The sequence below is a fragment of the Consotaella salsifontis genome (assembly GCF_900167365.1).
Lineage (GTDB): Bacteria > Pseudomonadota > Alphaproteobacteria > Rhizobiales > Rhizobiaceae > Consotaella > Consotaella salsifontis.
Window position 1 is genome coordinate 137,393 of sequence record NZ_FUXL01000010.1, and the last position, 23,372, is coordinate 160,764.

At 64.7% G+C, this 23,372-nt stretch carries 22 protein-coding genes; 11 read left to right on the top strand and 11 right to left on the bottom strand.

The window, feature by feature from the left end; genetic code table 11:
• Window positions 1-87: 87 nt before the first annotated feature.
• The 5 genes from B5D38_RS14990 to B5D38_RS15010 all read right to left on the bottom strand — a co-directional run bounded on the left by B5D38_RS14990 (window position 88) and on the right by B5D38_RS15010 (window position 6,385).
• Complete coding sequence (locus tag B5D38_RS14990) at window positions 88-963, bottom strand: M55 family metallopeptidase (RefSeq protein WP_342587360.1); 876 nt, start codon at window positions 961-963, stop codon at window positions 88-90.
• A gap of 51 nt (window positions 964-1,014) precedes the next feature.
• The gene (locus B5D38_RS14995) at window positions 1,015-1,902 is read right to left on the bottom strand and encodes an ABC transporter permease subunit (protein WP_078709246.1); all 888 of its coding nucleotides are present in this window, start codon (window positions 1,900-1,902) and stop codon (window positions 1,015-1,017) included.
• Window positions 1,899-2,819 (bottom strand): glutathione ABC transporter permease GsiC, encoded by a 921-nt coding sequence (gene gsiC, locus B5D38_RS15000; RefSeq protein ID WP_078709247.1) that lies wholly within the window; start codon window positions 2,817-2,819, stop codon window positions 1,899-1,901. The genes B5D38_RS14995 and gsiC overlap by 4 nt, the downstream gene beginning before the upstream one ends.
• 85 nt (window positions 2,820-2,904) lie before the next feature.
• Complete coding sequence (gene gsiB, locus B5D38_RS15005; RefSeq protein WP_078709248.1) at window positions 2,905-4,437, bottom strand: glutathione ABC transporter substrate-binding protein GsiB; 1,533 nt, start codon at window positions 4,435-4,437, stop codon at window positions 2,905-2,907.
• A 28-nt stretch (window positions 4,438-4,465) separates the two neighbouring features.
• The gene (locus B5D38_RS15010) at window positions 4,466-6,385 is read right to left on the bottom strand and encodes an ABC transporter ATP-binding protein (RefSeq protein ID WP_078709249.1); all 1,920 of its coding nucleotides are present in this window, start codon (window positions 6,383-6,385) and stop codon (window positions 4,466-4,468) included.
• A 942-nt stretch (window positions 6,386-7,327) separates the two neighbouring features.
• On the opposite strand from B5D38_RS15010, the gene B5D38_RS15020 reads away from it, so the two are divergent.
• The 11 genes from B5D38_RS15020 to B5D38_RS15070 all read left to right on the top strand — a co-directional run bounded on the left by B5D38_RS15020 (window position 7,328) and on the right by B5D38_RS15070 (window position 16,798).
• Window positions 7,328-8,176, top strand: a complete 849-nt coding sequence (locus B5D38_RS15020; protein WP_078709251.1) for a transporter substrate-binding domain-containing protein — start codon at window positions 7,328-7,330, stop codon at window positions 8,174-8,176.
• Window positions 8,177-8,273: 97 nt separating this feature from the next.
• The gene (locus tag B5D38_RS15025) at window positions 8,274-9,011 is read left to right on the top strand and encodes an amino acid ABC transporter ATP-binding protein (protein WP_116002759.1); all 738 of its coding nucleotides are present in this window, start codon (window positions 8,274-8,276) and stop codon (window positions 9,009-9,011) included.
• A 4-nt stretch (window positions 9,012-9,015) separates the two neighbouring features.
• The gene (locus B5D38_RS15030) at window positions 9,016-9,699 is read left to right on the top strand and encodes an amino acid ABC transporter permease (RefSeq protein ID WP_078709253.1); all 684 of its coding nucleotides are present in this window, start codon (window positions 9,016-9,018) and stop codon (window positions 9,697-9,699) included.
• Window positions 9,700-9,703: 4 nt separating this feature from the next.
• Window positions 9,704-10,369, top strand: coding sequence for an amino acid ABC transporter permease (locus B5D38_RS15035; protein ID WP_078709254.1), 666 nt, complete (start codon window positions 9,704-9,706; stop codon window positions 10,367-10,369).
• Window positions 10,370-10,398: 29 nt separating this feature from the next.
• On the top strand, window positions 10,399-11,328 hold the full coding sequence (locus tag B5D38_RS15040; protein ID WP_078709255.1) for an N-carbamoyl-D-amino-acid hydrolase: 930 nt from the start codon (window positions 10,399-10,401) through the stop codon (window positions 11,326-11,328).
• A gap of 2 nt (window positions 11,329-11,330) precedes the next feature.
• The gene (locus B5D38_RS15045; protein WP_078709256.1) at window positions 11,331-11,966 is read left to right on the top strand and encodes a flavin reductase family protein; all 636 of its coding nucleotides are present in this window, start codon (window positions 11,331-11,333) and stop codon (window positions 11,964-11,966) included.
• A 10-nt stretch (window positions 11,967-11,976) separates the two neighbouring features.
• Entirely contained in the window at window positions 11,977-12,912 is a 936-nt protein-coding gene (locus tag B5D38_RS15050; RefSeq protein ID WP_078709257.1) for a dihydrodipicolinate synthase family protein, read from the top strand.
• Between the two features lie 2 nt (window positions 12,913-12,914).
• Window positions 12,915-13,703 carry an SDR family oxidoreductase gene (locus tag B5D38_RS15055; RefSeq protein WP_078709258.1) on the top strand — a complete coding sequence of 263 codons (789 nt, stop codon included), beginning with the start codon at window positions 12,915-12,917 and terminating at the stop codon, window positions 13,701-13,703.
• Between the two features lie 17 nt (window positions 13,704-13,720).
• Complete coding sequence (gene hydA, locus B5D38_RS15060; protein ID WP_078709259.1) at window positions 13,721-15,184, top strand: dihydropyrimidinase; 1,464 nt, start codon at window positions 13,721-13,723, stop codon at window positions 15,182-15,184.
• Window positions 15,181-15,861 (top strand): aspartate/glutamate racemase family protein, encoded by a 681-nt coding sequence (locus tag B5D38_RS15065; RefSeq protein ID WP_078709260.1) that lies wholly within the window; start codon window positions 15,181-15,183, stop codon window positions 15,859-15,861. The genes hydA and B5D38_RS15065 overlap by 4 nt, the downstream gene beginning before the upstream one ends.
• A gap of 10 nt (window positions 15,862-15,871) precedes the next feature.
• Entirely contained in the window at window positions 15,872-16,798 is a 927-nt protein-coding gene (locus B5D38_RS15070) for a LysR family transcriptional regulator (RefSeq protein WP_116002761.1), read from the top strand.
• 240 nt (window positions 16,799-17,038) lie between these two features.
• Here the strand turns inward: B5D38_RS15070 and B5D38_RS15075 are convergent, their stop codons facing one another.
• Genes B5D38_RS15075 through B5D38_RS15100 form a run of 6 tightly spaced genes read right to left on the bottom strand, consistent with a single transcriptional unit; the run spans window position 17,039 to window position 23,245 of the window.
• Window positions 17,039-18,040, bottom strand: a complete 1,002-nt coding sequence (locus B5D38_RS15075) for an SIS domain-containing protein (RefSeq protein ID WP_078709261.1) — start codon at window positions 18,038-18,040, stop codon at window positions 17,039-17,041.
• 13 nt (window positions 18,041-18,053) lie between these two features.
• Complete coding sequence (locus B5D38_RS15080; RefSeq protein WP_078709262.1) at window positions 18,054-19,025, bottom strand: BadF/BadG/BcrA/BcrD ATPase family protein; 972 nt, start codon at window positions 19,023-19,025, stop codon at window positions 18,054-18,056.
• Window positions 19,022-20,140, bottom strand: coding sequence for an ABC transporter ATP-binding protein (locus B5D38_RS15085; RefSeq protein ID WP_078709263.1), 1,119 nt, complete (start codon window positions 20,138-20,140; stop codon window positions 19,022-19,024). Before B5D38_RS15085 ends, B5D38_RS15080 begins: the two co-directional genes overlap by 4 nt.
• A gap of 17 nt (window positions 20,141-20,157) precedes the next feature.
• Window positions 20,158-21,009: a carbohydrate ABC transporter permease gene (locus B5D38_RS15090; protein ID WP_078709264.1), complete on the bottom strand. Its 852-nt coding sequence runs from the start codon at window positions 21,007-21,009 to the stop codon at window positions 20,158-20,160.
• Window positions 21,006-21,926 carry a carbohydrate ABC transporter permease gene (locus B5D38_RS15095; protein ID WP_245319257.1) on the bottom strand — a complete coding sequence of 307 codons (921 nt, stop codon included), beginning with the start codon at window positions 21,924-21,926 and terminating at the stop codon, window positions 21,006-21,008. The genes B5D38_RS15090 and B5D38_RS15095 overlap by 4 nt, the downstream gene beginning before the upstream one ends.
• Before the next feature lie 53 nt (window positions 21,927-21,979).
• Window positions 21,980-23,245, bottom strand: coding sequence for an ABC transporter substrate-binding protein (locus B5D38_RS15100; protein WP_078709265.1), 1,266 nt, complete (start codon window positions 23,243-23,245; stop codon window positions 21,980-21,982).
• Between the last annotated feature and the right edge of the window lie 127 nt (window positions 23,246-23,372).

Genomic DNA, 23,372 nt, shown 5'->3' on the forward strand with positions numbered 1-23,372 from the left:
CGCCAGGCCCGATCCCAAACGTCCCGCCTCGCGCGTTGCCCTTCCACTGCGCGGGCCGGGATCGGAAACCGGGGCGTTGCAGTTTCCTCAGCGCAGAAACGCGGACATGGCGGAGATCGCGTTCATCCAGCCGATCACATCGGCGAGCGAGGCGGCCGGAAGCTGCACGCGGCGCGCATCGATGCGGCGTGCCGGCGGCAGCGCCTCAGCAAGATCGGCGAGCGCGCCGTGATTCAGCTCGAACTCCAGTTCGAACGGGGACTCGATGATGAACGGCTTGAGGCTGCCCAGTCGCTCAAGAGCCCGCGTGGTGCCTTCGCGGATCACCTGGCGCGCTGACTGCAGCGGCAGATTGCGGGCAGCATTGCTGCCAAGCGCCGACTTGACGACGACCATCTCGGCCTGCGGAAACAGCTCGCGGTTCTCGTTTGCGCAGCGGTCGTCACCGGAGATCAAAGCAACGGGCACACCGAGGCTGCCGGCATAGGCGCCATAGATCCCCGGCTCGCCCAACGCGCGGCCATTGATGCGCACGGCACGAAAGGCGAAGCCGTTGGTGGTGTGGGCCAGGACGCCGAAGCCGCCAGCGGCGGCGTGGTGGCCGATGCACAGGACAGCATCGAAATCCTTCGTCAGCCCGGCGAACATGTTGAGCGGCTTCGGTTTGCCAAGGATCAATTCCGCCGCCGGATGCAGCAGCTCGGGCAGGAGATTGGTCATCGGCCCGTGCGCGTCGTTGACCACGATTTCGTTCGCGCCCGCCGCCAACCCTCCCTCGACGGCGGCGTTGACCTCTTCGGTCATCAAGCGTCGGGCGCGCTCGTACTCCGTGTTGCCGGGGCTGCACTGCTCGGACTTGACGACGCCGGCAACGCCCTCGATATCGGCACAGATATAGAGCTTCATGTGTTCTCCATTAGCCAGTCGGCGAGCGACGCCCGGAAGCGGCCGTCCCGCCGCCATCCGCAGTCAGAGTCTATCGCGTTCAGCACCGCCAGCCCGAGCGTCGATCCCTCAGAGCTTGCGAAGCTTGGGGTCCAGCGCATCGCGCAGGCCATCGCCCAGCATGTTGAAGGCGAGCACGGTGACGAAGATCGCCAGGCCCGGAAACAGCGTCACCTGACTGGCGATGCCGATATAGCTGCGGCCGTCCGCCAACATCGCGCCCCATTCCGGGCTCGGAGGCTGCGCGCCGAGGCCGATGAAGCTGAGGCTGGCGGCGGTGAGGATCGCCGTGCCGACGCGCATCGAGAAGTAGACGATGACGCTCGGCATGGTTCCGGGCAGCAGATGCCGCAGCATGATCAGCCGGTCGCGCACGCCGATCGCCCTTGCGGCGTCGACATAGACGGCCTGCTTGAGCGCCAGCGTCGAGCCGCGGACCAGCCGGGCAAACACCGGCACGGAGAACACGGCGACGGCATAGATGACGTTGTAGATGCCCGGTCCCAAGATCGCGATGACGCCGATTGCCAGCAGGATGCCGGGGAAGGCGAACAGGACGTCGCAGACGCGCATGATCAGCGAGTCGAGCCAGCCGCCATAGAAGCCGCTGATAAGGCCGAGCACGACGCCGATAATGCCACCGAGCGTCACCGACAGAAAACCGACGGACAGGGAGATGCGGCTGCCCCAGATGATCCGGCTGAAGATGTCGCGACCATAGGCGTCGGTCCCCGCCCAGTGCGCCGCGGACGGCCCCTCAAGGATATGCATGTAGTCGGGCTGGGCGGGCGCATAGGGGGCAAGGAGCGGGGCGAAGACGGCCATCAGCACGAGCGCCAGCAGGAAGACGCCCGCAGCGATCGCCTGCCGCTCGCGGCGAAAGCGGCGCAGGAATTCGCGAAACGGGCTGCGGACGGGCCGCGAGGCGGCCGGGGCAGCGGGCACGACCGCGCTCATCGGTAGCGTATCTCCGGATTGGCGACGGCATAGAGCACGTCGACGGCAAGATTGATGAGGATGAATTCGAGCGAGAAGATCAGGATCTCGGCCTGGATCACCGGGTAGTCGCGATAGGAGACGGAATCGACCAGCAGCCGTCCGAGGCCGGGCCAGGAGAACACCGTCTCGACCACGATCGAGCCGCCGAGCAGGAAGCCGAACTGCAGACCGACCATGGTGATGACCGGCACCAGCGCGTTGCGCAGGGTGTGCTTCCAGATCACGAAGCGTTCCGGCACGCCCTTGGCGCGGGCGGTCCGCACATAGTCCTCGCGGGTGATCTCGACGAAGGCCGATCGGGTGAAGCGCGCCATCACCGCGGCGACACCGAGGCCGAGAGTGAAGGACGGCATGACGAAGTGCTGCCAGGTCCCATAGCCGCCGGTCGGAAGCCAGCCGAGCCGCACCGAGAACAGGTCGATCAACAAAAGCCCGAGCCAGAAAGCGGGAAACGAGATGCCCGACACGGCGACGAGCATTCCGGTATAGTCCTGCCATCGCCCCCGCTTGACGCCGGACAGAACGCCGATCAGCAGGCCGAAGATGGTGGCCCAGATCATGCTGAACACGGTCAGCCAAACGGTCGGCATGAAGCGCTCGCCGATCTCCTCGGCGACGGTGCGCCTCGTCTTCAATGAAGTGCCGAAGTCACCCTGCACGGCATTGGAGACGAAGCGGAAATATTGCTCCCAGAGTGGACGGTCGAGGCCGAGCGACACGCGCACCGCCTGCACGTCCTCCGGGGTCGCGTCCTGGCCGGCGACAAGCCGCGCCGGGTCGCCCGGCAAGAGATGGACGAAGGCGAAGACAAGGACCGACAGCGCCACGATCACCGGAATGGTGCCGACCAGACGCCGGGCGAGATAATTGAGCATTCAGCAGATCCGAAACATGCGCGGCTCAGCCGCTTTCGGCCTATGGGCGCCCCGGACCCCCGCGCGGGGGTCCGGGGCGGTCGCGTCAGTCCTTGAACTCGGCGGTCTCGACGATAAAGCCGCGATCCGGCAGCGCGTAGACGCCTGTCAGATCCTTCGACTTGGCCGACAGGATCTGCTCGGTGCCGAGGAACACCCAGGGCGCTTCCTTCCAGATGAGCTCCTGGGCGGTCTTATAGAATTCCGCCCGCTTCTCCGGGTCGGCGGTTCCGATGGCGCCCTGGATCGCCGCGTCGACGTCCGGATTGCTGAAATAGGCGACGTTGTACATGGACGGCGGGAAGCTGGTGCTGGCCAGCAGCGGCCGCAGCGCCCAGTCGGCATCGCCGGTCGAGGAGGACCAGCCGCCATATTCCATCTGGACGGTGGCGTCCTCGGGCTTCTCGACGCTCCAGATCTTCTGCGCGGCAACGCCCGATTCCAGAGGCGTCACGTTCACCTTGACGCCGACCTGGGCGAACTGCTGCTGTAGGAACTGCATCGCCCGGATGGTCGTGGTGTTGTTGCGGCCGAACATCTCGGTTTCGAAGCCGTCGGGATAACCGGCATCGGCAAGCAGCTTCTTCGCCTTCTCGACGTCGAAGGTGTAGGGCGTCTGTCCCTGATAGAACTCCAGGAGCGAGGGCAGCGGCGAATCCACCGGCGTGCAGAAGCCGTTGAACACGACCTTGCCATAGGCGTCCTTGTCGACGGCGTAGTTCAGCGCCTGGCGCACGCGCACGTCGCCGAACGGCTTCTTCATGGTGTTCAGCGCCACATAGGTGGCGACGATCGACGGCGTCTTGACGAGATCGACGTTGGGGTTCTTCTCAGCCACCGGAACCATCTCGGGCGGCATCGGCATGATGAACTGCGCCTCGCCGGCCTGCAGCATCGCCACGCGGCTGCCGTTTTCCGGCACCGAGCGGATGGTGACGCCATCGACCTTCGGCAGGCCATCCTTCCAGTAGTCGTCGTTCTTGACCACCTCGAAGGTGTCGGCGGCCCAGTTCTTGAACTTGAACGGGCCGGTGCCGACGGGATTGCGGCCGATGTCCTTGCCGTACTTCTTGAGGGCGGCCGGGCTGATCATCATCGCGCCGGGATGGGCCAGATTGTTGACGAACGCGCCGAACGGCTCCTTCAGCGAAATCTTGACGGTGTGGTCGTCGACGACCTCGACCTTGTCGACCATCGAGACGAGGCTGCGCCGCGACAGATGGTTTTCAGGGTTGGCCAGACGCTCGATATTGACCTTCACCGCCTCGGCGTTGAAATCCGTTCCGTCATGGAACTTGACGCCCTGACGCAGATGGAAGGTGTACTCCGTCGCGTCGTCGTTGGCCTCGTAGCTCTCGGCCAGAAGCGGCACCAGCTTCATGCCCTCCTCGAAGCCGAACAGCCCCTGGTAGACCGTCCTCAGCGAAGTCTGCGACAGCGTGTCGTTGATGTTGGTCGGATCAAGACCGGTGAGATTGTCGGGGACGCCGACAACAAGCGTCTTCGCTGCCGCGACGGCTGGCGCCGCTGCCGTCAGCGCCGCCAGCGCCACGGCGGCCATCAGCTTCTTCAAAGGCATTCGTTGTTCCCCTTTTCCCTGTTTGAACTCAAGCGAAATCGCCCACCGGATGGCGCGCGACGAAATGGCCCGGCTCGACCTCGACCAGCGGCGCCCAGATCGGCTCGTCTCCCAGCTTGCGCATCGGGCTAGGAATTTCGCCCTCCAGAAGCGGCCGGGATCGATCGCGTCGGGCCGGGTCGGCGATCGGCACAGCGGCCATCAGCCGCCGCGTGTACGCGTGCTGCGGGTTTTCGAAGACCGCCTGGCGCGGTCCGATCTCGACGATCTGGCCGAGATACATCACGGCCACGCGGTGGCTGACCCGCTCGACCACCGCCATGTCGTGGGAGATGAAGAGATAGGCGAGCCGACGCTTTTCCTGCAAATCCATCAGCAGGTTGACGATCTGAGCCTGGATCGAGACGTCGAGCGCGGAAACGGCCTCATCGGCGATGATCAGATCCGGCTCGCAGGCCAGCGCGCGGGCGATGCAGATGCGCTGGCGCTGACCGCCGGAGAACTCGTGCGGATAGCGCTTGGCATGGTCCGGCGAGAGGCCGACGTCGACCAGCAGCTGCGCCACCCGCTCCTCGACCCCGGCGCCCTTGGCCAGGTTGTGGGTGATCAACGGCTCGGCAATGCTGAAGCCGACGGTGACGCGCGGGTTGAGCGAGGCATAGGGGTCCTGGAAGATGTACTGGATCTTCTGGTGCATGCGCCGGCGCTCCGCTTCCGGCATCGCGAAGATATCGCGGCCGGAAAAGCGGATCGAACCGGAATCCGGCGCCTGAAGCTGCATGATCGTGCGCCCGGCGGTCGACTTGCCGCAGCCGGACTCGCCAACCAGCGCCAGCGTCTCGCCAGGATGCACCTTGAAGCTCACCCGCTCGACTGCGTGGATGCGGCCGGTCAGGCGACCGAACAGCCCGCGACGAACCTCGAACCGGGTGAAGAGATCGTCGACATCGAGAATGGGCGGCGCGGCGGGCTCGACGGTGTCCTGCCAGCGTTCGGCCTCGGTGGCGATGCCGGCTTCGCCTTCCACGGTCAAAACCGGAAAACGGCGCGGCAGCGGCGCGCCCGAAAGGCTGCCGAGCTTCGGCACGGCGGCCAGCAGCGCCTTGGTGTAGGGCGCCTGCGGCCGGGCAAAGACGTCGTCGACCACCCCCTCCTCGACCTTTTTGCCCCTGTACATCACCAGAACGCGGTCGGCGACCTCGGCAACGACGCCCATGTCGTGGGTGATGAACATGACGGCCATGCCCATCTCGTCCTGCAACTGACGCACCAGCCGCAGGATCTGCGCCTGGATGGTGACGTCGAGCGCCGTCGTCGGCTCGTCGGCGATCAGAAGGCTCGGCCGGCAGGACAGCGCCATGGCGATCATCACGCGCTGACGCATGCCGCCGGAAAGCTGGTGAGGGTAGCGGTCCAGGAGCCGCGCGGCTTCCGGAATGCGCACCTTGTTGAGCATGGCCAGCGCTTCCGACCGCGCCTCCTTCCGGCCCAGCCCCTGGTGCAGCATGACCGCCTCGGCGATCTGATCGCCGATCGTGAACACCGGGTTCAGCGAGGTCATCGGCTCCTGGAAGATCATCGCGATCTCATCGCCGCGAAGCCGGTTCATCGCCGGAAGCGATTCCTGGGCGAGGTCGCGCAGGCCGCCGTCGCGGCCGGCGAGCTGAATCGAGCCGCCGACGATGCGCCCGCCGCCGAACTCGATCAGCCGCATCAGGCTAAGGGCCGTTACCGACTTGCCGGAGCCGGATTCGCCGACGATCGCCAGCGTCTCACCGCGCCTGATGTGCAGGTCGATGCCGTCGACGGCGCGGAACGGCCCGTCCTCGGTCGGAAACTCGACGGTCAGGTTCTTGACCTCGACCAACGGCGTCGAATGCGTCGCCGGAGGCGCGCCGGCATTTGATAGCGATCCTGTGGTTGGGGCGGCTTGGGGGATCGACGTCATTCACCTGCCTTTTGGGACGGGGCATCATCGGCTTGCGCGGCGCCGACAACGATCTGGCGGCTTCGGCTCAGAACCGGCCTTCGGCTTCCCTCAACCGCAATGATCCCGCCGTCACCGATGTGTGGGGCCGAATACTGACCGGTTCCTAATAGAACCGCATCGCGGAATGGCATGATCGACGCGGTCGATGCGACGGTTATCCCCATCATTCACCTGCCTCGCTCGCTCAGCGAGCGAACCCGCTCAACCAAGGGTTTGAGATCACGGGAAACCATAGTCGCGATAGCAGTATTCCCCGCTCCGATCCGCGCCGTCCGGCAGATCATGCGTTCGTCATCGTCCCAGCCTTCCAAGACGAGCTGATCTTGACTGCATGGCGCGATCGGCTCCCTCATGAACCGGACCCGCCGCGCACCGATACCCCAGGCCGCCTTGCGATCCGGCCATGGATCCGCGCTCACGCGGGATCAGGGGCAACAGGGATCGAGACGGATGCATGGGAACCCGGCGGTCAGTACCTAGAAGCATCTTTTCACACGAGATGAGATTTGCAAGGCTCCTTTTCCTGATGCGCGACCGGAGCATCAGCTCGCCGCACCGCCCCGTCTCGACGCTGATGGTAGTGCTCAGAGCGGCATCTCAACCTGCCCCCCTAAAGCTATCGACCACCGAGAGACCCCCTTGAAACCGCTCGCCGGCGCTCCTGTCAATGGCAAAATGTTGGCACAGAGTGCAGATTGTGATGATAAAATCGTCACGCCCATTTTATATGCAATATCGAAGCGATCTATAAGATTTCCGCATTTTTCGATGCCAAGCAAAATAACAGCTTATCTTGACCGGGTGAGCTGTCGAATGGAACTCTTGGCCATCGCGGTTGGAGTGATGCCGCCTCAAGCGGTCGCCTGACTGAGAATCCCCCCGTCTCTCAAGGGAAAGCCAATGGCCTCAGCACACCGTTCATTTCTCGTCTTGACGGCGCTCCTCACGGCGCTGGCATCCTCGGCGGCGACCGCTGAGGACCGCACCTTCCATGTCGGGCTCGATGGCACCTTCGCGCCACACGCCATGCCGACCATGAGCGGTGGCGTCGAGGGCTTCAACGTCGACTTGGCCAACGAGATCGGCAAGCGGCTCGGCGCGAAGATGGAGATCACCGCGACGCAGTTCTCCGGCCTGATCCCCGGCCTGCAAGCCGGCACCTTCGACTTCCTGGCCGCGCCGACCACGATCACCCCGGAGCGCGCCGAGAACCTGCTCTTCACCGAAGGCTATCTCGACACCGACTTCCAACTGGTGGTGAAGGCCGACGGCCCGCAGATCGATGACCTCTCGGAGCTCAAGGGCAAGACGATCGCCGTCAACAAGGGCTCGGCCTACGATTCCTGGGCGCGAGGACTGGAAGAGAAGATCGGCTGGAAGGTCGAGAGCTACGGCACCAATTCCGACGCCATTCAGGCGGTGCTGACCGGGCGGGCCGCCGCCAATGTCGCCGGCAACACCGTTTCGGCCTGGGCCGTGAAGAAGAATCCGGCCCTGAAGCTCTCCTATCTCCACAAGACGGGCCTCGTCTGGGGCATGCCCTTCCGCAAGGACTCCGTCGATCTGCGCAACGAGGTGGAACGCGCCATCGAGTGCATGAAGATCGACGGCACGATGAAGGCGATGTCGGAGAAGTGGTTCGGCGTCACCCCGGAAGAGGGCTCGACCGCCATCACCCCGATCAAGGGCTACGGCCAACCGGGCTTCCCCGGCTATGTCGAGGACGACCACACGCCGGCCTGCAAGTGAGACAGATGCCGACGGACCGGAGGTACTCACAAGGACGGCTCGCTCGGCCGTCTCCGGCGGTCCGTCACCCGTTTCCCCTCACCGAGAGAGGCGGCTCATGAAACGCCCGATGCTCGAGATCGCCGGACTCTTCAAGGCATTCGGCGAAAACGCCATCCTCAACGGCATCAACCTGAAAGTGCCCACCGGCGAACTGGTCTTCGTCATCGGCCCCTCGGGATCGGGCAAGAGCACGATGCTGCGCTGCTGCAACCGCCTGGAAGAGCCGACCTCCGGCGCCATCCTCATCGAGGGCACCGACATCTGCGGCCTCGGCGTCGACATCAACGCCATGCGCCGCAAGGTCGGAATGGTGTTTCAGTCCTTCAACCTCTATCCGCACCTCAACGTGCGCTCCAACGTCTCCCTGGCGCTTCGCAAAGTCTTGAAACTGCCGCGCGCCGAGGCGGACGAAAGAAGCATGGCGGCGCTCGATCTGGTCGGCCTCGCCCAGCGCGCCGATTTCTTCCCGTCCCAAATTTCCGGCGGGCAGCAGCAGCGGGTCGCCATCGCGCGGGCGCTGGCGCTCGAGCCCAAGGTGATGCTGTTCGATGAGCCGACCTCGGCGCTCGACCCCGAACTCGTCGGCAGCGTCCTCGCCGTGATGCGCGATCTCAAGGCGAGCGGCATGACGATGCTGGTCGTCAGCCACGAAATGGGCTTCGCCCGCGAGGCCGCGGACCGTGTCATCTTCATGGATGGCGGCGTGATCGTCGAGGAAGGCGCGCCCGAGGCGGTGTTCGGCGCGCCGAAGCACGAGCGAACGCAGGCCTTCCTGTCGCGTGTGCGGGGCTAAGCGCATGTCTCCGCTCGAACGTTTCCTCGATACCTTCCTCAATCCCCGGGTGATCGGCAAATACTGGCCGGACATTCTTGACGGGCTGATCGTCACCCTGGAACTGGCGATCGCCGTCGTCGTCACCGGAATTCTCGTCGGATTGGCGCTCGCCTGCCTGAGAGCTGTCGGGATCAGAGCCGCGAATATCGCCATCGTCTGCTTCGCCGACATCCTTCGGTCGCTGCCGCCGCTGGTTCTGATCCTCTTGATCTATTTCGGGTTTCCCAACATCGGCATCGTCCTGTCCGGACCGATGGTCGTCTATGTCGTCCTGTCCCTGGTGCTCGCCGCCTTCGCCGAGGAAATCTTCTGGGCCGGCATCACCTCGGTCGACAAGGGGCAATGGGAGGCTGCGCGCTCCACCGGGCTCGGCTTCGCCCAGACGCTCGGCTATGTGGTGCTGCCGCAGGCCGTGCGGCTGACGCTGCCGCCCCTCGCCAACCGGGCGATCGCCATCACCAAGATGACGGCGCTCGGCACCGTCATCGGCGTGCCGGAAATCCTCTACCAGGCAACCACCGCCCAGTCCTTTTCCGGCAATGCCTCGCCGCTCACCCTCGGCGCGCTCGCCTATCTCGCGTTGTTTCTGCCCTTCGTCGTTCTGGCGCGCTGGCTGGAAACGCGCTTTGCCTGGCGCAAGGCCTGACGCCATGAACCAGATCCTCGACCAGTTCCTGAATTTTCAGGTGATGGGCGCCGCGTTCCCGACGCTAATGGCGGGCCTCCTCACCACTGCCGAAATTTGCGTCGTGGTAATCCTGCTCGGTCTGGCCGGCGGCCTCGGCGTCGCCCTCGGCTCGCTCCACTCCAGCCGCTGGGTCCGCTGGCCGTCCATCGTGCTGGTCGATTTCTTCCGGGCGATCCCGCCACTGGTCCTCCTGATCTTCGTCTATTCCGGGTTGCCCTTCGCCGGCATCCGCCTGTCGCCCTTCGCCGCGGTGGTGATCGCCTTCCTGCTCAACAACTCCGCCTATTACGGCGAGGTCTACCGCGCCGGCATCCTGTCCATCGGCAAGGGACAGTTCGAGGCGGCGCGCTCCACCGGCCTTACCCGGGCGCAGACCATGCTCTACGTCGTTCTGCCCCAGGCAGTGAGGAACGTCCTGCCGGATCTTCTGTCCAACACCGTCGAGGTGGTGAAGCTGACGTCGCTGGCGAGCGTCGTCTCGCTGGGCGAGCTGCTCTACGCCGCCGACATGGCCCGCTCCGTCACCTACAACGCCTCGCCCGTCGTGATGGCGGCGGCGGTTTATCTCGTCATCCTCTGGCCGCTGGTGCGGCTGGTCAGTCGTTTCGAGCGCCGGCTCAGCCTCTAGCGCAGCCGGCCAGCAAAGAGAGAACCCTCATGCGCGAACTCATCATCGGCGGCGCCCAGATGGGCCCCATCCAGAAGGCCGACAGTCGCGAGGCGGTGGTCAGACGGATGATCGCGCTGCTCGACCAGGCCAAGTCGCGGAACTGCGACGTGGTGGTCTTTCCCGAACTGGCGCTCACCACCTTCTTTCCGCGCTGGTACATGGAGGACCAGGCCGAGGTCGACTTCTGGTTCGAGCGCGAGATGCCGAACGGCGCCACCGAGCCGCTGTTCGCCCGCGCGAGGGATTACGGCATCGCCATTTCCTTCGGCTATGCCGAGCTGACGCCGGACGGCCGCCACTTCAACACCTCGATCCTGACCAACCGCAAGGGCGAGATCGTCGGCAAATACCGCAAGGTCCACCTGCCGGGTCATGTCGAATATGACACCCAGCGCGCCTTCCAGCATCTGGAGAAGCGCTATTTCCTTCCCGGCGACCTCGGCTTCAACGTGTGGAGCAACGAAGGCGCCGTCATGGGCATGTGCATCTGCAACGACCGGCGCTGGCCCGAAACCTACCGGGTCTTGGGTCTGAAGGGCGTCGAGCTCGTGCTCCTTGGCTACAACACGCCGTCGGTGAACTCGCAGATGAGCGCCGAAGGGCTGGAGAAGCGCCTGTTTCATTCGCAGCTGTCGATGCAGGCCGGCGCCTATCAGAACGCCACCTGGGTCGTCGGCGTCGCCAAGGCGGGCGTCGAGGACGGCCATCCGCTGATGGGCGGCTCGATGATCGTCGACCCCAACGGCTTCGTGGTCGCCAAGGCCGAGAGCGAGGACGATGAGCTGATCGTCCACGGCTGCGACATGGATCTGTGCGAATTCGGCAAGACGACGATCTTCGATTTCGCCCGTCACCGGCGCATCGAGCATTACGGCATCATCACCAGCCAGACCGGGGCCTCCCGGCCGGCCGACTGACGATGCTCCTCGACTTCGCCACCCTGCCGGCGACGAGCCGCTACAAGCTGCTGACGGCCACCGTCCTGCCGCGGCCGATCGCCTGGGTGACGACGCTCGGCGAGGAAGGACAGGTCAACGCCGCGCCCTTCTCCTTCTTCAACGTCTTCAGCGAGGAGCCGGCGCTTATCATCCTCGGCCTTCAGCACCATCCGGACGGTTCGCCCAAGGACACCACCCGCAACATCCACGCGCGCGGCGAGTTTGTCGTCAACATCGTGTCCGAAGAACTCCTGCCGGCCATGATCGGCACCGCCGCCGCCTACCCACCGGGCAAGAGCGAGACGGCGGCGCTGGGGCTCGCGGTGGAGCCGGGCGCGCGGATTGCCACGCCGCGCATCGCCGCCGCGCCCGTCGCCCTCGAATGCCGCCGGCACACCACGATCGCCTTTGGCGACCATCGCGAAATCCTGATCGGCGAGGTCCTGGCGCTCCACGCGCGCGAGGGGCTGATCGATCCCGTGACGCACCGCGTCGAATGGGACGACGACTATCCTGTCGGCCGCCTTTTCGCCGACCGCTACTCGCGGACGCGGGAGAGCGATCGCCATTCCATCCCACCGGCCCCGCAAGAGCCGGGTTTTTCAAGCCATTCCTAAGGGAGCTCCCATGCCAAGCCAACTCATCGATCGCCAGACGAACGGCGTCTTCATCATTTCCGCAACGCCCTTCACCGAGACAGGCGCCGTCGATGATGCGAGCACCGACCGGCTCGTCGACTTCTATCTCGAGCATGGCGTTACGGGCATGACGATCCTCGGCATCATGGGCGAGGCCAACAAGCTGACGGCCGAGGAGGCGACGGGCTTTGCCGCCCGCGTGCTGAAGCGCGTCGGCGGGCGCATTCCGGTGGTGGTCGGCGTCTCCGCCGCCGGCCTCGACAATCTCGCCTCGCTGGCCCACTTCGCCATGGACGCGGGAGCGGCGGGCGTGATGGTGGCGCCTTCCCCCGGACCGGCGGTGGAGGACAGGGTTCGCGGCTACTTCCATCAGGTCTGCGCGGCCCTTGGCCCCGACGTGCCCGTGTGTCTCCAGGACTTTCCTCAGACGACCGGCGTGCCGATCTCCGCTGCCACCATCCTGACGCTGACCCGCGATTGCCCGCAGATCGTCATGCTGAAGCACGAGGACTGTCCGGGTCTTGCCAAGATTTCAGCCGTGCGCGCCGGCTCCGGCACGGCCGACACGCCGCGCCTTTCGATCCTTTGCGGCAATGGCGGGCTTTATCTGCCACAGGAGCTGGCGCGCGGCGCCGATGGCGCCATGACCGGCTTCGCCTTTCCCGAAATGCTGGTCGAGGTGGTGCGGGCCCATCAGGCGGGCGACCCGGACCGGGCCGAGGACGTCTTCGACGCCTATCTGCCGATCCTGCGCTACGAGCAGCAGCCCGGCTATGGCCTCGCCGTGCGCAAGGCGGTGCTGCATCATCGCGGCGCCATCGCCTGCCCGCGCACTCGCGCGCCCGGACCGAAGCTTAGCCCCACCGACGAGGCCGAGCTGCTGCGCCTCATCGCGCGCACCGAAAAGAAGGTGAAGGAGCTCTAGTCATGGATCTTCAGATCGCCGACAAGCGCGCCGTCGTGCTCGCATCCTCGCGCGGGCTCGGGCTCGGCATCGCCGAGGCTATCGCCGCCGAGGGCGCCAACGTCCTTCTGTGCGGCCGCAGCGCCGAGAAGCTCGCGGCCAACGCCGACAGGATCAACGCCGCCGGCAAGGGCAAGGCCGTTTTCGTCGAGGCCGATCTCGCCGATCCTGCCTTCGCCGAGCGCCTGGTTGAGGTCGCCGGCGACAAGCTCGGCGGCATCGACATCCTGGTCAACAACACCGGCGGCCCGCCGCCGGGAGGCGCGGCCGCCATGTCGCTCGCCATGCTCGACAAGCACTTCGCCATGATGGTGGCGCGAGTCATCGAGCTGACCGCCATGGCGCTGCCGGCGATGCGCGCCGCAGGCTGGGGCCGCGTCCTCACCGTCGGCTCGTCCGGCGTGGTGCAGCCGATCCCGAACCTTGCGCTCTCCAACACCTTGCGCTCCGCCCTTGTCGGCTGGACCAAGTCGCTGTCGAACGAGGTCGCCGGAGACGGCGTCACGGTCAACATGCTGTTGCCAGGCCGCATCCACACGGCGCGGGTCGACGAACTCGACGCGGCGGCAGCCGAGCGCACCGGCCAGCCGCTGGACCAGGTGCAAAAGACCGCCAAGGCCGGGATCCCGGCGGGGCGCTACGGCACCGTCGAGGAGTTCGCCTCGGTCGCCGCCTTCCTGGTGAGCGGCCGCGCCGGCTACGTCACCGGAAGCCTGGTGCGCTGCGACGGCGGCCTGATCCGATCGGTCTAGACAGGAGACGCACGAGCATGGCCGAATACGACCTCGTCGTCCTAGGCGGCACGATCGCCACCGCCTCCGACACCTTCCAGGCCGACATCGGCGTTCGGGACGGGCGGATCGTCGCCCTGGCCGAGCGCCTCGACGGCGGCGCCGAGACCATCGACGCGACCGGCCGGCTCGTGCTGCCGGGCGGGATCGAGGGGCACTGCCACATCGAGCAGGAATCCTCCTCCGGCATCATGTCGGCGGACGACTACTACACGGGCAGCGTTTCCGCGGCCTTTGGCGGCAATTCGTGCTTCGTTCCCTTCGCCGCCCAGCACAAGGGCATGGGCGTCACCGAAACGCTCGATCTCTACGACAGCCGCGCGGCACCGAAATCGGTGATCGACTATTCCTACCATCTCATCATCTCGGACCCGAGCGAGGCGGTACTGGCGGAGCTGCCGAAGGCGTTCGCGCGCGGCGTCACCTCCTTCAAGGTCTTCATGACCTATGATCTGATGAGGCTCGGCGACGGCCAGCTTCTCGACATCCTCTCGGTCGCCAAGGCCCATGGCGCGCTGACCATGGTTCACGCCGAAAACAACGACATCATCAAGTGGACGTCGAAGCGACTGCTGGAAGGCGGCTATACCGCGCCGCGCTATCATGCGATCAGCCATCCGGCGCTGGCCGAGGAGGAGGCGATCAACCGCGTGATCAGCCTGGCCAAGTTCGTCGACGCGCCGCTCTTCGTGGTCCACGTCTCGACGCCGGAAGGCGCCGAGCTCGTGCGCCGCGCGCGCCAGGCCGGCGCGCGGATCTTCGCAGAAACCTGCCCGCAGTATCTGTTCCTCACCCGAGAGGATCTCGATCGGCCGGGCATGGAGGGCGCCAAGTTCATGTGCTCCCCGCCGGTTCGAGACGCCGCGACGCAGGATGCGCTGTGGCGGCACGTCGAGGCCGGCACCTTCGCTTCCGTCTCCTCCGACCACGCGCCCTACCGTTTCGACGAGACCGGCAAGCTGATGGGCGGCCCCAACGCCGCCTTCAAGCAGATCGCCAACGGCATGCCGGGCATCGCCATGCGCCTGCCGCTTCTCTTTTCCGAAGGGGTGGTCAAGGGCCGCATTTCGCTCAACCAGTTCGTGGCCCTGTCTTCGACGAACGCCGCCAAGACCTTCGGCCTCTCCCCCAAGAAGGGCACGATCGCCATCGGCGCCGATGCCGACATCGCGATATGGGACCCTAATGAGACGCGCACCGTGTCGCTCGCCGACCAGCACGACGCGATGGACTACACGCCCTTCGAGGGCATGCGCGTCACCGGCTGGCCGCGCACCGTCCTGTCGCGCGGTCGCCCCGTTGTCCTGGAGGGCGAACTGAAGGCCGCGGCCGGCAGCGGCGCCTTCGTCGCTCGCGGCACGGTCGATCTGTCGGGTCTGCCCGGCCACCGCACGCCGGAGCTCGATCCGGCACGGAACTTCGGCGCGAGGATCGCCCCATGAACGCCACAGCCCGAGCCGGCGGACCGATCGTCGTCATCAACCCCAACTCCAATGCCGCCGTCACCGCCGGCCTCGATGCCGCGCTGGAGCCCTTTCGGCTCGGCGGCGGACCGGCGATCGAGTGCCTGACGCTGGCCGAGGGTCCCTTCGGCGTCGAGAGCCAGCTCGACACCGATAGCGTCGTCTTGCCGCTGGTTCGGCTCGTCGAATCGCGCCCGGACGCCGCCGCCTTCGTGCTCGCCTGTTACTCCGACCCCGGCCTCGACGCCTGCCGCTCGATCGCGCGCGTTCCGGTCTACGGCATCCAGGAAAGCGGGGTGCTGACGGCATTGACGCGCGGCGACCGGATCGGTGTGGTTGCCATCGCGGCGGCTTCGGTCGTTCGTCATCGGCGGACCATGCGGCGGATGGGCGTGCTCGAGCGGCTCGCCGCGGAACGCCCGCTCGGCCTCTCGGTCGATGAGAGCGCCCGCGCGGAGGGCACCTTCGCACGATTGACCGAGGTCGCGCGCCAGCTTATCGCAGACGGAGCCGAAGCCATCGTCCTCGGCTGCGCCGGCATGGCGCGTCACCGCGCGCCGCTGGAGCGGGCGGTGGGGGTGCCGGTAATCGATCCAACCCAGGCGGCCGTCGCGATGGCACTCGGTGGCGTGTTGGCCGCCCGCCTTCAGACATGAGCCGAGCCCCTTGAAGATCGACCGCAAGAACGACGTCTCGCTGCGCCTTCTCGAAATCTTCGGGACGATGATGCGCTGCCAGACGACCGTTCAGGCGGCCGAGGAACTCGGCATATCGCAACCGGCGGTCTCCACGGGCATTCGCCAGCTTGAGGCGCAGCTCGGCGTCACGCTGTTCCAGCGGGCCAATCGGCGGCTTCAGCCGACCGAGGAGGCGCGGGCGATCTTCATGGAGATCGAGCCGATCTTCACCCAGCTCCGCTCCTTCGAGTCGCGCGTTCGCGACGTGCGCAGCGGCAATGCCGGCCGGCTCCGGATCATGGCGACGCCGCCGCTCGGACACACGATCGTTCCCCTGGCTCTGAAGCGCTTTCTCTCCGAGCGCGGCGAACTCTCCGTCTTCTACGACGTGCGCCGCCTCGACAGCGTCATCGAGGCGGTCGAGATGGGGACGGTCGACATCGGCCTGGCGCTCGGCCTCGAAGGCCATCCCGCCGTCAACGTCTCGGTGCTCGAACGCAGCGACATGGTGGCTCTCGTGGTTCGCGGCCATCCCCTGGAGAGCGAGGCGGTGATCACGCCGAAACTGGCCGCCGAGCACGGCCTGATCGGGATCGAGCTCGGGTCGCGCCTCGGGCAGCAGCTGCAGCGTTCGTTCGAGAGCGCCGGGGTCGGCTACCATCCCAGGGTCGAGGTGCGCTACTGCCACACAGCCGCCGTTCTCGCCAGCACGGGGCTCGGCGTGGCGATCGTCGACCGTTTCACGGCCCGCTTCCTGTCGAGCTTTGCGGTGACGGTGCGGCCTTTCTCACCGACGACGCGCATTGCCTCGAGCCTTTTGACGCGCCTTTTATTTCCGCCGCCGCAACTGGCTGCTGACTTCGCCGAGGAGGTTCGCCGCGCCATCGTGCTGGCAACCCCGAGTTTTGCCGGCTAATTCCGGCGCCATCGTCGGGCGATGGCGCGCCGCCACTCTGGACGCCAGCCCGAGGCTTCCGGCGGCGGCTTCGCAAACTGCATCAACGCGTCTCGGATGTTGAAAGCGGGACGCGGGCCTCTGGATCCGATGGCGCGGCGGCAAGGTCATGGCGATGCTGGAACCGAACCTGCCGCCGTCCGCCTAGAACGCCGAAGAGCAGAGCCGCTTCCCCGCCCGTTCAGCGTACAAGCGCTGATACTATGCGGATGCGGCCGCGATCTTGGTGTCCGACATCCTGTAGCGGAACTTCACGTCCGTCAGATTAGCGGCGTCAGAAAGTTCAGCCGCGAAGAGTTGCGCGACGAATATCTTCAGTATTTCCTGTGCGATCAGGTTGTCGAGCTTGGGTACGCTCACCGTGGTGAGAAGATCACCGTCGGACGCGTCCCGAGCTGTGGTGACGAGAAGAGCCGGGCAACCGATCGCTTCCACCTGACGGGCAAGCTCCACCTCACGGCCATCGCCGAAGATCACGACTCCCGTCGAGGCATCCATCGCTTCGAGCGGTCCGTGGAGATAATGGCGGGTGTCATAGGCCGAGGCGGGAATGCGGGAAGCCTCCCGGATGAGCAGAGAGGCCCCGTCGGCAGTACCGAGAGAGGCACCCAAGCCGACACAATCGATCGCGCGCCGCGACGGAAAAAGCTCGCCCAGGCGCTTCATTTTCTGGCTGGCATGGTCGATCACCTCTGCCGCCTGGGCCGGAATGTCGGCAAAGCTGTCTTGCGTGCCGCCGAGAAGCTTTTCGAAGACCATGCCCATCGCAAGAAGAGTTGCCGTGTAGCCGGTGCTCGATGGCGTCGCATCCGATCCCTGCTTCAGCGTGACGTGGATATCCGACGCCTGGGCAAGCGGGCTCGCGCCGTCCTTGCTGATGCCGATGCGCTTGGCTGTGGGCAGCTTCTGGTGGGCGAGAACCGTTTCCACGCTGCGCCCTCCCGCGGAAAGGCCAACCAACGTGTCGACAAGATCATGACCATAGGCCATGTCGCAAGCGCGGATGGCAAAGGCGCGGCGGCCGCGAGCCTGCAACTCACCCGCCCCGACGACGGCCGCGGCGAAGCTCGCGCCAATCCCCGTGATGCCGATCACCGGGCGGTCGAACGGGGAAAGATCAAGCGTTGCGAGTTGATCGCGCACAGCAGCATGGGTGTCTGCCAAGGCTTCGGGTTGGCGAGCGATGGTCGAACGATAGCTCATGGGGCTTCTCCTGTTACTGAAGTTTGGCGGCGGTGCGTGAGGGGCCCGCGTTTCGAGAGCGCGCAAGGCTGACGGCAAGCCGGCATGCACCCTCGACGGGTTTCTCCGTGAAGAGGTGCGGCGTGATGCGGCCGGAGGCCGCGCCAGCCAGCGCTTCGCAAAAGGCCCGCCACAGAAGCGGCTGTGCCACGATGACACTGCCGCCCGCGACGACATGCGCTGTGGGTGCGCCGCGTTCGACGAGATGAAGGACGAGCCGAGCCAATGCCTCCCCCCCCTCACGGATGGTAGCAAGCGCCAAGGCCGACCCCTTTTCGGCAGCCGCAAAAACAGCGGGCGCGTGGGCGCCAATGGCCGCCGCATTGCCAAGTGTTCCCAGGGCGCTGCCGAGTCTGGGAAGAGCGGAGAGCGAAAGGGACGCCGAGAGCGCGCGAAGCAACGGCTCGTCCGGCGCGCCGCCCGCATCGAGATGGTGTGCGGCCTTTCGGGCAGATTCGCGCACGAGGCCCGCCGCGCTGCCATCGTCACCGATCAGCCAGCCCCAGCCGCCTGCCGTCATCATGCCCTGGTCCGTAGACCGGCAAACAGCGATGGACCCCGTGCCCGCCACAAGGCCGATCGCTCCGGGAAGGTCGAGCGCCCAAGGCATCAATTCGGCATCGTTCACGACAACCGCGGGAACATCGCAGCGAGCGGCGATGGCCGCGGTGAAGGAATCGCACTCCGGAACATCGTCGCAGCCGTGAGCGCCGATGCCGATCGCCGCGAGCGGATGGCCTGCCGTGAGCCGGAAGACCAGTTCGAGAAGCCGGTCGGCGTCCTCTTGCCAGTCGCGGCTGCGCCACTCGCTGCTCGGCAGCACAAGGTTCTTACCGGCATCGATGCGGCCTTCGCCGTCGCGAAAAGCGCGCAGATGGGTCTTCGTTCCGCCGATGTCGATCCCGACAACCAGCGGAGCGGCATTCGTCGCTGACGGGGGCTTCATTTCGTTCGCGCGCTCCGGTTGCGCAGGCGAAGCCCGCCGGCGTCGAACAAAAGCGCCCGTTCCGGCGACGCGAAGAAGCGCACCGTCGTTCCAGGCGACGCCTCTCCCCGCGCCGCCCTCAGGCAGACGGCCGTGCCGTCGGTGAGTGTGAGATGCACATGGGATTCCGCACCGAGATCCTCGACATAGGCGACCTTCCCCTCGCCCACGAGCGCCTCGCTGCTTTCCGTCGGGAGGAGCGGACGAAGCGAAACGTGCTCCGGCCGCAAACCGATCTCGACCGATGTACCGACAGCCAGCTCCCCGGCAAAGGGCAGCGAAAGGCGAGCCGAGCCGCCAATCCCCTCCAGCAGGATTCGTCCCATATCCGAGCCGACGACGCGCGCCGGCAGAAAGTTCATCTTCGGCGATCCCACGAAGCCCGCGACGAAGCGGTTGTCGGGATCATCATAGAGCGTCAGCGGCCTGCCGGCCTGTTGCACCCGGCCGCCGTTCATCACCACCATTTTGTCGGCCAGGGTCATGGCCTCCACCTGGTCGTGCGTGACGTAGATCATCGTGGTGCCGAGCCTGCGATGCAGATCCATCAGTTCGGCGCGCATCTGAACGCGAAGCTCGGCGTCGAGGTTCGAAAGCGGCTCGTCGAACAGGAAAACCCGTGGGTCCCGCACGATGGCTCGGCCGATCGCAACACGCTGCTTCTGCCCCCCGGAAAGCTGACCGGGCCTTCGTTCGAGCAGCTTTTCGAGCTGCAAAATCCCCGCGCCTTGGGCGACCTGGGAGGCGATGTATTCCTTGGGCTTTCGCGCCATGCGCAATCCGAAGGAGATGTTTTCGAAGACTGTCATGTGCGGATAGAGCGCATACGACTGGAAGACCATCGCCGTCCCACGCTTGGCGGGATCGACATCGTTCATCACCGCACCCTCGATAGAAATGGTGCCGGAGGTGATGGTCTCCAGCCCGGTGATCATCCGCAGCAACGTGGACTTTCCGCAGCCGGAAGGGCCGACGAAAACGACGAATTCGCCGCGCTCGATGGTGAGATTGACGTCCTCGAGCACCTTGTGCCTGCCGTAGGACTTGGTCGCCGACGATATTTCAAGAAAAGACATTTTGTTTCGAACTCCCATCAGCCCTTGGTGCCCGACATCGCGATGCCTTCGACAATCTTGCGCTGGAAGATCAGAAAGAAGAGCAAGGGAGGAACCGCCGCCAACAGATTGGCGGTCATCACCACATCGACTGTCTGGTGCGAAAGCGGGGCGTTGAAGAGGCCCACGACCTGACCGACGGTGTACATCTCCGGGCGTGTGCCGACGATGAGCGGCCACATGTAGTTCCCCCATGTGCGCATGAAAGTCAGGATCGCGAGCGTGACCATGGCGTTGCGCGACAGGGGCAAGGCGATGTGCCAGTAGATCTCGAAGTGGCCCGCGCCATCGAGGCGGGCAGCCTCGATCATGTCCCTAGGAATGGCTCTCATGAACTGCATCAGCATGAACAGGCCGAACGCGGAGGCGATGCCGGGCACGACAAGCCCCTGCATGGTGTTGAGCCAGCCGAGCTCCGAGGTCAGAAGGTAGGTGGGAATGATCGTGACGGCCGTCGGCACCATCAGCGACAGCATGACGATGGCGATGGTGATTTTCTTGCCTGGAAAATCGAAGAGCGAGAATTCGAAGGCAGCCAGCGAACTGACGGCCAGAACGCCGAAAATCGTGAGGATCGAGTAGATCAACGAGACTACATACGCGCGGAAATATTCGGTTTCGGCGAAGATCATCGCGATCTTGTCGATACCCGCCGCAACCGAAGTGGGCCAAAGACGCGGATTGATCGACACGGGTTCTCCAGGCAGGGAGAAGACGACGTTGACCATCCACCAAAGGGGAAAGATGGCGATGACGGCGACGGCGATGGCCACGACCCACTTGAGGACGGTCCAGACGTCAGGCCGGCGCGCCAAACGGATCACGGTCATTTCGTCTCCTTGCGGTTGCCCAGCAGGTACATGACAGCAGTGACTGCAACGATGGCGGTCGTCAGAATGAAACCGTAGGCAGAGGCAAGACCAAACTTCAGTTCACCGAAAGCTTGCCCCATCATGTCCATGACCGGGAAAAGCAACGCGCCGCGGCGCCCGCCATATTCGGTGAAGGAGGAGCCGGTCAGCAGCCATGGCTTGTCGAAAACCTGCATGGCCGAGATCACGCTGTAGGTGACGACGAAGAACATCACCGGCCCTAGCATCGGCAGGGTGATATGGATGATCTGTTGCCACTTGTTCGCTCCATCGAGGCGCGCCGCCTCGTAGAGCTCGGTAGGGATGTTCTTCAGCCCGGCAAGTAGAATCACCATATTGAAGCCCGCCGAGACCCACACGTCGACGGCGATCAACGCATACATCATCGTGCCGGTATCATTGAGAAAATTGACCGCCGGGATGCCGAACCAGCCGAGAATCATGTTGAGCAGGCCGAAATTCGGCGCGTAGATCCACCGCCAGATCGTCGCCGCCAGGAACGCCGGCAGCACGACCGGAAGAAAATAGGCATTTCGGAAGAAGTTCGCCCAGCGGCCGGTAAAACTGTCCACGAGCAACGCCAAGCCAAGCGCCGCGAAGATGCCGATCGGAACGGTAATCAACAGGTACACGCAGAGATTGGTCATCGCTCGGGAGAAATCCCGCGAGGAGATGAGCCAGCGGTAGTTGGAAAGTCCAACGAATGTCGGCTCTCGCACACCATTCCAATCATGGAAGCTGTAAAAGAGACCGCTTATGATCGGGTATAGGAAGAAAACCACGAACAGGAGCATGAACGGGGTTATCATCAAGTAATGCGGGAGATATTTACGAAACGACGACATGATGATCACCGATTGAAACGCGACCGGCACAGCCGGCCGCGCTTTCGCCTGGGTTCAGTTCCGAGCTTTGCAAAGGATCAACGTTACTGAGCGAGGCAGGCGTTCAGCTCAGAGATCATCTCTTCCGCACCTTCCTCAGGCGAATAGTCGCCGTCCGCCGTCGCGGAGGTGTAATCCACGACCGTGGAGAGATAGCAGTTCGGAACCGCTTTCACGAAGTAGGGTGGCAAGACGTCCATGGCGCCCTTGACCGCCTCCACCGAGGCGGCAACCAGCGGCAAGGCTGCCACTTCGGGATCGTTCATCGCGGCGGCATTTGAATTGTAGCGGGAAAGCAGCTTCGCCCAACGCACCATTTGCTCTTTTTCCGTGATGAAAGAAGCAAACTCCCAGGAAATGTCAAAATTCTTTCCCGGTGCGACGCCGACAAACTCGTAATACTTGATTCCGCCATGCTTGCCGGCGGTGTCGCCCGGAATCAGGACATAGTCGTATTTCAAGCCACTATTCTTCGCGGCCTCGACGTAGGTCGGGTCCACCCACGGCCCAACCGTGTGGAACGCGAGCTGATTTGTGATGAACAGGTCTTTCGTCGCCTGATCGTTGCGGCTGGTGCCCGAGTTGAGATCGGCCATGGCGACGAATTTCTCAAGCACCTTGGCCATGATCTTGGGATCGATGCGAGTCTTTCTGGCGTCCCAGTCGATGCTCCAGGTGCTGGCGTCTCCCGAGATGGCGTACATTTCGGCGATGGAGTTGAACACCAGCGATTGGTCCGGAATGGCATTCACACCCGCGGCCTTGACCTTCTTCATCTGGTCGAGCCACTCGTCCCAGGTCGTGAGCGGCTTCGACGGGTCGATGCCAGCTTTCTCAAGCACCGTGAGGTTGCGGAACAGCAGAGAGCCGTAGCCCGTATAAGGCAGGCAGTACAGTTTGCCTTCCTCGGGCATACAGTTCTTGATCTCGTTTTTGTCGAACTGTGCCCGGTACTCCTCGGGCATGGCCATCCATTTGTCGTAGAGATTGGCGAGGACGCCGGCTTCAGCCAGTTGCGCGCCGACGCGAATGCCATTCATGAAGACATCAGGGAGGTTGCCGCTTGCCGCGCCTGCCACCTGTCCGGCGGTCAGATCGTCATCCCCCTTGCCGACGATCTCGATTTTGACGCCCGGATGCTTGTCCGTGAACTCCTTGATGAAGGTTTCCTGAAGCGCCAGTGCATCGCCCTGGGCGAAATCAGAGAAGACCCAGTATTCGAGCGTGACATCGTCTGCCATCGCAGTGCTGCAAGCGAAGATCGCCATCAAGGATGCGATGCCGCCGGTGATCATGTTGAGCTTTGCCATTTTCCTCCTCCTATCGAAACTGGCGCAGACAGCCTTGTCAGGCAGCCCTATTAAGTTAGGCCACTTAACAAATAAATGAAGATGGACAAATGTCAACGCGGTCGATCGCGATGCAATCGCGAGACGA